The sequence below is a fragment of the Streptomyces sp. NPDC048257 genome (assembly GCF_043201855.1).
In the GTDB taxonomy this organism is placed as follows: Bacteria; Actinomycetota; Actinomycetes; order Streptomycetales; family Streptomycetaceae; genus Streptomyces.
Map to the genome: position 1 here is coordinate 1 of NZ_JBICZI010000018.1, position 11,768 is coordinate 11,768.

Genomic DNA, 11,768 nt, shown 5'->3' on the forward strand with positions numbered 1-11,768 from the left:
TCAAACGCCGGCGGGGCTGAGAGAGGGGGGCCGGGGCCGGGGGGGGGGGGGGGGGGGGGGGGGGGGCCCGCCGGGGGGGGGGGGGGGGGGGGGGGGGGGGGGGGGGGGGGGGTGGGGGGGGGGGTGGGGGGGGGGGGGGGGGGGGGGGGGGGGGGGGGGGGGGCGGCGGCGCCCCCCCCCCCCCCCCCCCCCCGGCAGGATCCGGAAGGGACGGGCCCGGGCCCTACCGAGCGCCGTACACCGGCAGCGGAGCCTGCGCCGTCGCGAGGAGTTTCAGGGTGGCCTCCCCCGCCTCCGCCGGGGTCCACCGAGCGCCCCGGTCCGCCGTGGGGCCCGGGCGCCAGCCCTCCATCACCGTGATCCGGCCGCCCTCCGCCTCGAAGACCCGGCCGGTGACCCCCGCCGACGCGTCCGAGCCCAGCCACACCACCAGCGGGGAGACGTTCTCCGGGGCCATCGCGTCGAAGCCGCCCGCCTCCGGCGCGGCCATGGTCTCGGCGAAGGTCCGCTCCGTCATCCGGGTCCGGGCCGCCGGGGCGATCGCGTTGACCTGGACGCCGTAGCGGCCCATCTCCTCCGCGGCGACCATCGTCAGGCCGAGGATCCCGGCCTTTGCCGCGCTGTAGTTGCCCTGCCCGACCGAGCCCAGCAGCCCGGCCCCGGAGGAGGTGTTGACCACCCGGGCCGCCACCGGCCGGCCCGCCTTCGCCTCCGCCCGCCACCACGCGGCCGCCGACCGCAGCGGCAGGAAGTGCCCCTTCAGGTGCACCCGCATGACCGCGTCCCAGTCGTCCTCGTCCAGGTTCACCAGCATCCGGTCCCGCAGGAATCCCGCGTTGTTGACCAGGGTGTCCAGCCGCCCGAAGGTGTCCACGGCCGCCCCCACCAGCGAGGCCGCGCCCCGCGAGGTGGCGATGTCCCCGCCGTGCGCCAGCGCCCGACCGCCCCGTGCCTCGATCTCCGAGACGACCTGAGCCGCCGGGCTGTCCGGCCCCGGAAGTCCGTCCAGCCCGACCCCGAGGTCGTTGACGACGACCTGCGCCCCCTCCGCCGCGAAGGCCAGCGCATGGGCACGCCCCAGCCCCCGCCCCGCGCCCGTCACGATCACGACCCGGCCTTCACACAGTCCCGTCATCTCAGTCCTCCTTGTTGACAGTTGCCGCATCCAAGAACGCCGGGCGCTCCCCGCCGCCGTGCACGAGCAGGCTCGCCCCGCTCACGTACGCCGCCCGGTCCGAGGCCAGGAACACCGCGGCCGCCCCCACGTCCGAGGGTTCCGCGAGCCGCCCCAGCGGGACGGTGGCGCCGACCGAGGCGATGCCGGCCTCGTCCCCGTAGTGCAGGTGCGCCAGTTCGGTCCGCACCATGCCCAGGACCAGCGAGTTGACCCGTACGTCGGGCGCCCACTCGACGGCCATGGACCGGGCCAGGCTCTCCAGCCCCGCCTTGGCCGCCCCGTACGCCGCCGTACCCGGCGAGGGCCGGGTCCCGCTGACGCTGCCGATCATCACCACCGAGCCGCTCGCCTCCCGCAGCCACGGGTACGCCGCGAGCGAGGCGGTCATCGGCGCGAGCAGGTTGAGCTCGACGACCCGCGCGTGGCGCTGCGCCTCGCCCTCCCCCAGCAGCCGGTACGGGGTTCCGCCCGCGTTGTTGACCAGGCAGTCGAGCCGCCCGTACCGGCCCGCGACCGCGCCGAAGAAGTCGTTCACGGCGGCGGGGTCGCGCAGGTCCACCGGTGTGAACGAGGCCTTCCGGCCGTCCGCCGACACCGGTTCCTCCGGGGGCCGCCGGGCGCAGACGGCCACGTCCGCGCCGGCCGCGAGGAACGACCGGGCGATCCCGGCACCGACGCCCCGGGTTCCCCCGGTGACGACGACAACCCTCCCGTGGAGCTCCATGGGCTGCTACCTTCCTCACCTAACAAATGTTTGGTGGAAAGGTAGCTGATCCGCTCATGGGTGTCTCCACCTCAAGCCCGGACAAGGGCATCGCACTCGTCACAGTCGACTTCCCGCCCGTCAACGCGCTCCCGGTACAGGGCTGGTACGACCTCGCCGACGCCCTGCGCGCCGCCGGCCGCGACTCCGGGAACCGGTGCGTCGTGCTCGCCGCCGAGGGCCGCGGCTTCAACGCCGGCGTCGACATCAAGGAGATGCAGCGCGACACCGGACACGCCGCCCTCGTCGGTGCCAACCGGGGCTGCTACGAGGCCTTCGCCGCCGTGTACGAGTGCGAGGTGCCGGTCGTCGCGGCCGTGAACGGCTTCTGCCTGGGCGGCGGCATCGGACTGGTCGGCAACGCCGACGCGATCGTCGCCTCCGACGACGCCACCTTCGGGCTGCCCGAGTTGGACCGGGGCGCGCTCGGCGCCGCCACCCACCTGGCCCGGCTGGTCCCGCAGCACCTGATGCGCGCGCTGTACTACACCTCGCGCACGGCGACCGCGGCCGAACTGCACGCGCACGGCTCGGTGTGGAGGGTGGTGCCGCGTGCGGAACTGCGCGCCGCCGCCCTGGAGCTGGCCGCCGAGATCGCGAAGAAGGACGGCTGTCTGATCCGGCTCGCCAAAGCGGCCATCAACGGGATCGACCCGGTGGACGTGCGCCGCAGCTACCGCTTCGAGCAGGGCTTCACCTTCGAGGCCAACCTCAGCGGGGTGGCCGACCGGGTCCGCGACACCTTCGGGAAGGGAGAGCAGGCATGACCGGCAGGACGGACAAGGTACTGACCCCCGAAGAGGTGGTCGGGCAGCTGCACAGCGGGATGACCATCGGCATCGGCGGCTGGGGATCCCGGCGCAAGCCCATGGCCCTGGTGCGAGCGCTGCTCCGCTCCGAGATCACCGATCTCACCGTGATCTCCTACGGCGGCCCCGACGTCGGCCTGCTGGCCGCCGCCGGCCGGATCCGCAGACTCGTCGCCCCCTTCGCCACCCTCGACTCCATCCCGCTGGAGCCCCACTTCCGCGCCGCCCGCGAGCGCGCCGCCTTCACCCTCACCGAGCTCGACGAGGCCATGTTCATGTGGGGCCTGCACGCCGCCGCCAACCGGCTCCCCTTCCTCCCCGTCCGCGCCGGCCTCGGCTCCGACGTGATGCGGGTCAACCCCGAGCTGCGTACGGTCACCTCCCCCTACGACGACGGCGAGGAGCTCGTCGCCGTCCCGGCGCTGCGCATGGACGCCGCCCTGGTCCACCTCAACCGCGCCGACCGGCTCGGCAACGCCCAGTACCTGGGCCCGGACCCGTACTTCGACGACCTCTTCTGCGAGGCCGCCGACGCCGCCTACGTCTCCTGCGAGCAGCTCGTCGAGACCGCCGAGCTCTCCAAGTCCGGCCCCCCGCAGTCCCTCCTCGTCAGCCGTCACTCCGTGACCGGCGTCGTGGAGACCCCGAACGGCGCGCACTTCACCTCCTGCGTCCCCGACTACGACCGCGACGAGGCCTTCCAGAAGCTGTACGCGGCCGCCCCCTGGACCGAGTTCTCGACACGTTTCCTGTCCGGAACGAGCGAGCACGACTACCAGTCCGCCGTCCGGACCTGGCACGAGGAGCAGCAGTGACGACCTCCGCCCCCCGCACCGTCTCGCGCGCCGAGTACTGCGTGATCGCCTGCGCCGAGGCCTGGCGCGACAACGGCGAGGTGCTCGCCAGCCCGATGGGCCTCATCCCCTCCTTCGGGGCCCGGCTCGCCAAGCGGACCTTCTCCCCCGATCTGCTGCTGACCGACGGCGAGGCCATGCTCGTCGGGCTCGACGGCACGGCCGAGGGCTGGCTCCCGTACCGGCGCCACCTGACGATGGTCACCGGCGGCCGGCGGCACGTGATGATGGGCGCCAGCCAGATCGACCGGTTCGGCAACCAGAACATCTCCTGCATCGGCGACTGGGAGCGGCCGGCCCGCCAGCTCCTCGGGGTGCGCGGCGCTCCCGTCAACACCCTGAACAACCCGGTGAGTTACTGGGTGCCCAAGCACTCCCGGCGGGTCTTCGTCGAGCGCGTCGACATGGTCAGCGGTGTCGGCTACGACCGCGCCGAGGCGGCCGGGGTGACCCGCTTCCACCGCCTGCCCCGGGTGGTCAGCGATCTCGGCGTCTTCGACTTCGCCGGGCCCGGTCACTCGATGCGCCTGGCCTCCCTCCACCCGGGGGTCACCGTCGAGGAGGTGCTGGCGGCGACCGCCTTCGAGCCGGCGATCACCGGCGAGGTCCCGTACACCCGGGAGCCGACCGCCGAGGAGCTGCGGCTGATCCGCGAGGTGATCGACCCCAGGGGTCTGCGCGACCGGGAAGTGCGGGTCTGAGGCCGATGGCGAGGGAGACGGCGATGGCGATGGAGACGGCGTTCACCAAGCTGGTCGGGGTCGAGCACCCCCTCGTGCAGACGGGCATGGGCTGGGTCGCCGGCCCCCGCCTGGTGTCCGGCGCGGCCAACGCGGGGGCGCTGGGCATCCTGGCCTCGGCCACGATGACCCTGGACCAGCTGCGTTCGGCGGTCCGCGAGGTCAAGTCCCGTACGCCGGACGGGACCCCCTTCGGCGTCAATCTGCGGGCGGACGCCGGGGACGCCGCCGAGCGCGCCCAGCTGATCATCGACGAGGGGGTGCGGGTCGCCTCGTTCGCGCTCGCGCCCTCCAAGGAGCTGATCGGGCGGCTGAAGGACGCGGGCGTGGTCGTCATCCCGTCGATCGGGGCGCGACGGCACGCCGAGAAGGTGGCCGCGTGGGGCGCCGACGCGGTGATCGTGCAGGGCGGCGAGGGCGGCGGTCACACGGGGGACGTGGCCACGACGGTGCTGCTGCCGCAGGTCGTGGACGCCGTGGACATCCCGGTGATCGCGGCGGGCGGATTCAGCGACGGGCGCGGCCTGGTCGCCGCCCTGGCGTACGGGGCCGCGGGCATCGCCATGGGGACCCGTTTCCTGCTGACCTCGGACTCGACCGTCCCGGACGCCGTGAAGGCCGAGTACCTGCGGGCCACCGTCAAGGACGTCACCGTCACCACGGCCGTCGACGGGCTGCCGCACCGCATGCTCCGTACGGAGCTGGTCGACTCCCTGGAGCGGGCGGGCCGCGGCCGGGCGCTGGTCCGGGCGGTGCGGCACGCGGCCGGCTTCCGGAAGCTGTCCGGCCTGAGCTGGCCGCAGATGGTCCGCGACGGCCTCGCGATGAAACACGGCAAGGACCTGTCCTGGAGCCAGGTCCTGCTCGCCGCGAATACCCCGATGCTCCTCAAGGCATCCATGGTCGAGGGCCGTACGGACCTCGGCGTCATGGCATCGGGCCAGGTCGCGGGGGTGATCGACGATCTCCCGTCCTGTGCGGAGCTCGTCTCCCGCGTCATGGCCGAGGCACAACAGGCACTCGAAGCACTCGAAGCACTGCACTCGCTCCGCACCCTGCCACCACCAGGGTGATCCCCCTTCTCCGTCACAGGAGTTGCCCATGAGCCGTGCCCGAATCCGCCTGGCGACCGCGGCGGCCGCCGCCGCCCTCGTCGTCGCAACCCTGCCCGCCACCGCGTACGCGGCGACGGCGCCCGGAGCCGGGGTCAGCGCCCGGCACCACCAGCAACAAGCCGGAACGATTCGCCAGATCCCCCTCCAGGGCGCCGTCAACCTCAGGGACCTCGGCGGCTACCGCACCTGGACCGGCGGGCAGGTCCGCCAGGGGCTCGTCTACCGCTCCGACGCACTGAGCAAGCTGACCGACGCGGACGTCACCACCGTCTCCGGTCTCGGCCTCACGAAGGTCATCGATTTCCGCATTCCGATGGAGCTCCAGTACGACGGCGCCGACCGGCTGCCCGCCGGGCTCTCCCCCACGTCACGCGCGGTCAGTGACCTCGGCCTCTACGGAACCCTCGTCGGCGCGATCGGCAGCGGCGATCCCGTCACCCAGGAGCAGATGCTCGGCGGCGGCCGCGCCGAGGCCTACATGCGCGACATCTACCGCACCTTCGTGAGCAGCCCCGCGAACCGGGCGCAGTTCGCGGCGACCCTGCGGGAGATCGCCGACGGCCGGCAGGGACCGATCCTGTACCACTGCACGTCCGGCAAGGACCGGACCGGCTGGATGAGCTACGTCCTGCTGCGCGCCCTGGCCGTCCCCGAGGACGCCGCGGAGCGCGACTACCTGGCGTCGAACACCTTCCGCGCCGCCTACGACGCCCAGGTGCGGGCGGGCCTCAAGCAGTCGGGCCGGATGCAGAACCCGGACCTGCTGATCCCGCTCCAGGAGGTCCGCCAGGACTACCTGGACTCGGCGACCGCGCAGATGGAGGCCGACTACGGCAGCTTCTACGGCTACCTGACGCAGGGCCTCGGCCTGGACCTGCGGACGCTGGCGAAGCTGCAGACCAAGCTGGTCCGGTAGCGGACGGCCGACAGCACGACGCCGGGCAGCGCGTCCTGCGCTGCCCGGCGTCGTGTTGCCCGTGTACGGGGTGGGTCAGACCGCCCGGCGACGGCCCTGGCCGGCCGAGCCGACCCGGCTGCGCGCGGAGGCCGCAGCGGCGCCACCACCGGCGCCGCCCGTCCCGCGCCGGCCGCGCTCGCCGGAGGCGGTGGCTGCAGCGCCGCCGCCCTGGCCGCCGCGACGGGGCTGGCCCGAGCCGGAGGCCGCCGGGGCCTGCCCGGAGGCACCCCCGCCGGAACGACGGCCGCGGCCGCCGGCCGCCGGGGCGCCGCCCGTGGCGGCACCGGTGCGCGGGGCGCCGCCCGAGCGGCGGCGCGAGCCGGAGCCCGCACCGGAGCCGGAGCGCTGCTTGGGCGCGGCCGGCTGCGGAACCTCCATCACCACCGGGATGCCGGAGGGCTCCTTGGCGCCGGTCAGGCGGGCCAGCTCCTCGTCGGAGGACTTGATCTGCGCGGTGCGCGGGGAGATCCCGGCGTCCGACATCAGACGGGTCATGTCCCGCTTCTGGTCGGGGAGGACCAGGGTGACCACGCTGCCGGACTCACCGGCACGGGCGGTACGGCCGCCGCGGTGCAGGTAGTCCTTGTGGTCGGTCGGCGGGTCCACGTTGACGACCAGGTCGAGGTCGTCGATGTGGATGCCGCGCGCCGCGACGTTGGTGGCGACCAGCGCGGTGACCTCGCCCGTCTTGAACCAGTCGAGGGTGCGGTTGCGCTGCGGCTGGGAGCGGCCGCCGTGCAGGCCGGAGGCGCGTACGCCGTCGGCGAGGAGCTTCTTGACCATGCGGTCGACCCCGCGCTTGGTGTCGACGAACATGATCACCCGGCCGTCGCGAGCGGCTATACGCGTCGCCACGGCCTTCTTGTCGGTCTCGTCCATGACGTACAGGACGTGGTGCTCCATGGTGGTGACCGCACCGGCCGACGGGTCGACGGAGTGGCCGACCGGGTCGGTCAGGAACATCTTGACGAGCTTGTCGATGTTCTTGTCCAGCGTCGCCGAGAACAGCATCCGCTGACCGCCGGCCTCGACCTGCTTGAGCAGCGCCGTGACCTGCGGCATGAAGCCCATGTCGGTCATCTGGTCGGCCTCGTCGAGGACGGTGATCGAGACCTGCGAGAGGTCGGCGTCACCACGGTCGATGAGGTCCTTCAGACGGCCGGGAGTGGCGACGAGCACCTCGGCGCCACGGCGCAGGGCGCCCGACTGCCGGTTGATCGACATGCCGCCGACGACGGTCGCGATACGCAGGTTGACGGACGTGGCGTACGGGGCCAGGGCGTCGGTGACCTGCTGCGCGAGCTCACGGGTCGGTACGAGGACCAGCGCCAGCGGCGCCTTCGGCTGCGCGCGGCGGCCGGCGGTACGGGCCAGCAGCGCCAGGCCGAAGGCCAGCGTCTTGCCGGAGCCGGTACGGCCGCGGCCGAGCAGGTCACGGCCGGCGAGGGAGTTCGGCAGCGTCGCGGCCTGGATCGGGAACGGCTCGGTGACGCCCTGGGCGGCGAGGGTCTTCAGCAGCGCCTCGGGCATGTCCATGGCCCCGAACGACTCGACCGGCGGCAGCGCCGGGGCGATCGGCTCGGGCATGGTGAATTCCTGGGGCCGGGCAACGGGCGCGGACTTCTGCCGTCCCGCGCCAGACTTCGGACGCCCCTGGGCCGCACCTCGACCCCGGGTGGGGCGGCGGCTGGGTCGTGCGGAGCTGGAGCTGGTCATGCGAGAAAGCCCTCCTGAAACCGGCAGGTAAAACAAAGGTCGAAACAGCAGACAAGCCGGGGCCCGCACCTCGCGGTGCGGACCCCGGCATGCTGAAGTATTTAGGCGGGAACGATGTTCTCCGCCTGGGGGCCCTTCTGGCCCTGGGTGACGTCGAAGGACACGCGCTGGCCCTCCTGGAGCTCACGGAAGCCCTGGGTGGCGATGTTCGAGTAGTGGGCGAAGACGTCCGGGCCGCCACCGTCCTGCTCGATGAAGCCGAAGCCCTTTTCCGAGTTGAACCACTTCACGGTGCCAAGTGCCATTTTAAATCTCCTGAATAGGCGGCAAAGGGCCCCATCCGGAGATTCCGGCAAAACAATAAAAGCGCCTGCGGAGCATTCCCGTCAGGCGCACATAAAGTTCATGGGTACCACAACTGCAACGAGCTCTAAGCTAGCACACCTCGCCGCGGGGGTGCCGGGACGAGGGTGTGACCTGCGCCCTCCGGGCGGCGGCCGGCAGTGTGCCGCCGGGCCCTGCGGGGGCGGCCCGTAGGGCCGGAACCCCCGTCCCCCTTGGGTCGAGGGCGCTCTGGCCCCTCCCGGACGGCGGCCCCGCCCGGGCGGCCCGCTCCGCTCTCGGCGAAAGAATTCATCCGTACGAGGAGCCCGGGCGGGTCGGGACAGGGCGGCCTAGAGCCGCTCGATGATCGTCACGTTGGCCTGGCCGCCGCCCTCGCACATGGTCTGGAGGCCGAAGCGGCCGCCCGTGCGCTCCAGCTCGTGGAGGAGGGTGGTCATCAGCTTCACCCCGGTCGCGCCCAGTGGATGACCGAGGGCGATCGCGCCGCCGTTGACGTTGACCCGCTCCGGGTCGGCCCCGGTCTCCTTCAGCCAGGCCAGCACCACCGGGGCGAACGCCTCGTTGATCTCCACCAGGTCGATGTCGGCCAGCGACATGCCGGTCTTCTTCAGCGCGTACGCCGTGGCCGGGATCGGCGCGGACAGCATCCGGATCGGGTCCTCGCCCCGGACCGAGAGGTGGTGGATGCGGGCCCGCGGCCGCAGGCCGTGTTCCCGTACCGCCCGTTCGGAGGCGATCAGCAGCGCCGCGGCGCCGTCCGAGACCTGGGAGGAGACCGCCGCCGTGAGGGTGCCGCCCTCGACCACCGGCTTGAGGGCGGCCATCTTCTCCAGGGTCGTGTCCCGGCGCGGGCCCTCGTCCACGCTCACGTCCCCGTACGCCACCGTCTCGCGCGCGAAGCGGCCCTCGTCGATGGCCCGGATCGCCCGCCGGTGGGAGCGGAGCGCGAACTCCTCCATGTCCCGGCGGGTGATCCCCCACTTCTGCGCGATCAGCTGGGCGCCGTGGAACTGGTTCACCGGGGCGTCGCCGTACCGGGCCCGCCAGCCCTCCGAGCCCGCGTACGGTCCCTCGTCGAAGCCCAGCGGCTCGGCCGCCTGCCGCGAGGCGAAGGCGATCGGGATCATCGACATGTTCTGGGTGCCGCCCGCGACCACCAGGTCCTGGGTGCCGGACAGGACCCCCTGCGCCGCGAAGTGCACCGCCTGCTGCGAGGACCCGCACTGGCGGTCGACGGTGACCCCGGGCACCTCCTCGGGCAGGCCGGCCGCCAGCCAGGCCGTCCGGGCGATGTCGCCCGCCTGCGGCCCCACCGTGTCGAGGCAGCCGAACACCACGTCCTCCACGGCGGCCGGGTCCACCCCGGACCGCTCGATCAGTGCCTTCAGGACGTGCGCGCCCAGGTCGGCCGGGTGGACGGCGGACAGGCCGCCCTTCCGCCGCCCCACGGGGGTGCGTACCGCATCGACTATGTAGGCCTCGGGCATCGGGGACTCCTCAGACGGTCGGGTCTGTCACGTGGGGCGCAGGGCGATCCCGTCCAGCACCATCGACAGGTACTGGCGGGCGATCTCCTCGGGGCTGTGCTGTCCGCCCGGCCGGTACCAGGACGCCGCCACCCACACCGTGTCGCGCACGAAGCGGTAGGTGAGGCGGATGTCGAGGTCGGCGCGGAAGACCTGGGCGGCGACCCCCCGCTCCAGCGTCCCCAGCCAGGCCTTCTCGAACTTCTGCTGCGAGTCGGACAGGTAGTGGAAGCGGGGCTGGGCGGAGAGGGTGCGGGACTCCTTCTGGTAGATGGCGACGGCGGCGCGGTGCCGGTCGATCTCGCGGAAGGACTCGGTGACGAGCGCCTCGATGGTCTCCCTGGGGCCGAGACCGGCGGCGAGGACGGTGTCGTACCCCTCCCACAGTTCGGTGAGGAAGGCCGAGAGGATCTCGTCGAGCATCGATTCCTTGGAATCGAAGTGGTAGTAGAGGCTGCCGGCGAGCATGCCGGCGGCGTCGGCGATCTTGCGGACGGTGGTGGCGTTGTAGCCCTGCGCGGCGAAGACCTCGGCGGCGGTGTCGAGGAGTTCACGACGCCGTTCGGGGGAGGCCGTCACCTGCGGCTTCTTCTTGGCTGTCGGCTTGTTCGTTGGCACGCGTCCATTCTCGGCCAAGGCGTCCCCTAGGGGTGCTGGCTGCTGACCGAGACCGTCTCGCCGGTCATGTACGACGAGTAGTCGCTGGCCAGGAAGACGATGACGTTGGCGACCTCCCAGGGTTCGGCGTAGCGGCCGAAGGCCTCGCGGGCGGTGAGTTCGGCCAGGAGCTCCTCGCTGGTGACCTTCACCAGGTGCGGGTGCATGGCCAGGCTGGGGGCGACCGCGTTGACGCGGACGCCGAACTCCGCGGCCTCCAGGGCCGCGCAGCGGGTCAGGGCCATCACCCCGGCCTTGGCGGCGGCGTAGTGGGCCTGGCCTGTCTGGGCGCGCCAGCCGATGACGGAGGCGTTGTTGACGACGATCCCGCCCCCGCCGGACGCCTTGAACGCGCGCAGGGCGGCGCGGGTGCAGCGGAAGGTGCCGTTCAGGGTGACGTCGAGGACGCGGGACCACTGGGCGTCGGTCATGTCGACGAGGGCCGCGGTGCCGCCGAGGCCGGCGTTGTTGACGACGATGTCGAGGCGGCCGTGGGTGCGCTCGGCGAGCGCGAAGAGGGCCTGGACCTGGTCCTCGTCGGTGACGTCGCAGGGCAGTGAGGTGACGCGGTCGGCCCCGAACTCGGCGGCGAGGGCCTCCTCGGTCTCCTTCAGGCGGCGGGCGTGGGCGTCGCCGATGACGACGCGGGCGCCCTCCTCCAGGAGGCGGCGGGCGGTGGCTCCGCCGATCCCGGCCCCGGCGGCGGCGGTGACGACGGCGGTGCGGTCCTTCAGCAGTCCGTGCCCGGGGACATAGTCGGGGGTGCTCACGCCCGTACCTCCTTGTGACCGACGAGGGCGGGGGCGCCGGCGAGCGCGTGCTCCTCGCGGAAGGCGATCTGCTTGGTGCTCGCGCCGCGGCCGCCGTACTCGACGGGCCAGCCGAGGCAGGTCCAGCCGTGGGCCGCCATGTGGCGCTCCCAGGCGGGGCGTTCGGCGAAGGCCTCGTGCTCGCGGCCGGGTCCGCCGCGGCCCTTGAGGGCGGCGGACCCGCCGGTGAGGTGGGCCCGTAGCCACCCCCGGACCTCGGTGCGGAACGCCTCGACGCTGCTCATGGCCGTACGTTAACCTACCAAACACTTGTTAGGGAAGCTTCGCTCTGAAGGATG

13 protein-coding genes are annotated in these 11,768 nt (G+C 73.0%); 5 read left to right on the forward strand and 8 right to left on the reverse strand.

Translation table 11 applies throughout. The features are described from left to right. Positions 1 to 223: 223 nt before the first annotated feature. Positions 224 to 1,135, reverse strand: a complete 912-nt coding sequence (locus ACGFZK_RS27125) for an SDR family oxidoreductase (protein WP_393851466.1) — start codon at positions 1,133 to 1,135, stop codon at positions 224 to 226. Position 1,136: 1 nt separating this feature from the next. Next, complete coding sequence (locus ACGFZK_RS27130; protein ID WP_393851467.1) at positions 1,137 to 1,901, reverse strand: SDR family oxidoreductase; 765 nt, start codon at positions 1,899 to 1,901, stop codon at positions 1,137 to 1,139. A 56-nt stretch (positions 1,902 to 1,957) separates the two neighbouring features. On the opposite strand from ACGFZK_RS27130, the gene ACGFZK_RS27135 reads away from it, so the two are divergent. The 5 genes from ACGFZK_RS27135 to ACGFZK_RS27155 are packed head-to-tail and all read left to right on the forward strand — an operon-like array spanning position 1,958 to position 6,374. Then, entirely contained in the window at positions 1,958 to 2,707 is a 750-nt protein-coding gene (locus tag ACGFZK_RS27135; protein ID WP_393851468.1) for an enoyl-CoA hydratase family protein, read from the forward strand. After that, positions 2,704 to 3,564 (forward strand): CoA transferase subunit A, encoded by an 861-nt coding sequence (locus ACGFZK_RS27140; RefSeq protein ID WP_393851469.1) that lies wholly within the window; start codon positions 2,704 to 2,706, stop codon positions 3,562 to 3,564. Before ACGFZK_RS27135 ends, ACGFZK_RS27140 begins: the two co-directional genes overlap by 4 nt. After that, positions 3,561 to 4,304, forward strand: a complete 744-nt coding sequence (locus tag ACGFZK_RS27145) for a CoA-transferase subunit beta (protein ID WP_393851470.1) — start codon at positions 3,561 to 3,563, stop codon at positions 4,302 to 4,304. Before ACGFZK_RS27140 ends, ACGFZK_RS27145 begins: the two co-directional genes overlap by 4 nt. Before the next feature lie 29 nt (positions 4,305 to 4,333). Continuing rightward, a complete protein-coding gene (locus ACGFZK_RS27150) occupies positions 4,334 to 5,416 on the forward strand; it encodes an NAD(P)H-dependent flavin oxidoreductase (protein WP_393851595.1) in 1,083 nt (360 codons plus the stop codon). 28 nt (positions 5,417 to 5,444) lie between these two features. Then, positions 5,445 to 6,374 carry a tyrosine-protein phosphatase gene (locus ACGFZK_RS27155; protein ID WP_393851471.1) on the forward strand — a complete coding sequence of 310 codons (930 nt, stop codon included), beginning with the start codon at positions 5,445 to 5,447 and terminating at the stop codon, positions 6,372 to 6,374. A 75-nt stretch (positions 6,375 to 6,449) separates the two neighbouring features. Here the strand turns inward: ACGFZK_RS27155 and ACGFZK_RS27160 are convergent, their stop codons facing one another. From ACGFZK_RS27160 to ACGFZK_RS27185, 6 genes are all read right to left on the reverse strand, one after another. After that, entirely contained in the window at positions 6,450 to 8,132 is a 1,683-nt protein-coding gene (locus ACGFZK_RS27160; protein WP_393851472.1) for a DEAD/DEAH box helicase, read from the reverse strand. Positions 8,133 to 8,233: 101 nt separating this feature from the next. Next, complete coding sequence (locus ACGFZK_RS27165; protein WP_052872633.1) at positions 8,234 to 8,437, reverse strand: cold-shock protein; 204 nt, start codon at positions 8,435 to 8,437, stop codon at positions 8,234 to 8,236. A gap of 369 nt (positions 8,438 to 8,806) precedes the next feature. Beyond that, positions 8,807 to 9,964, reverse strand: a complete 1,158-nt coding sequence (locus tag ACGFZK_RS27170; protein WP_393851473.1) for an acetyl-CoA C-acetyltransferase — start codon at positions 9,962 to 9,964, stop codon at positions 8,807 to 8,809. 27 nt (positions 9,965 to 9,991) lie between these two features. Next, the gene (locus ACGFZK_RS27175) at positions 9,992 to 10,621 is read right to left on the reverse strand and encodes a TetR/AcrR family transcriptional regulator (RefSeq protein WP_393851474.1); all 630 of its coding nucleotides are present in this window, start codon (positions 10,619 to 10,621) and stop codon (positions 9,992 to 9,994) included. A gap of 26 nt (positions 10,622 to 10,647) precedes the next feature. Then, positions 10,648 to 11,430 (reverse strand): SDR family oxidoreductase, encoded by a 783-nt coding sequence (locus ACGFZK_RS27180; RefSeq protein ID WP_393851475.1) that lies wholly within the window; start codon positions 11,428 to 11,430, stop codon positions 10,648 to 10,650. Further along, positions 11,427 to 11,714 (reverse strand): acyl-CoA dehydrogenase family protein, encoded by a 288-nt coding sequence (locus tag ACGFZK_RS27185; protein ID WP_393851476.1) that lies wholly within the window; start codon positions 11,712 to 11,714, stop codon positions 11,427 to 11,429. Before ACGFZK_RS27185 ends, ACGFZK_RS27180 begins: the two co-directional genes overlap by 4 nt. Between the last annotated feature and the right edge of the window lie 54 nt (positions 11,715 to 11,768).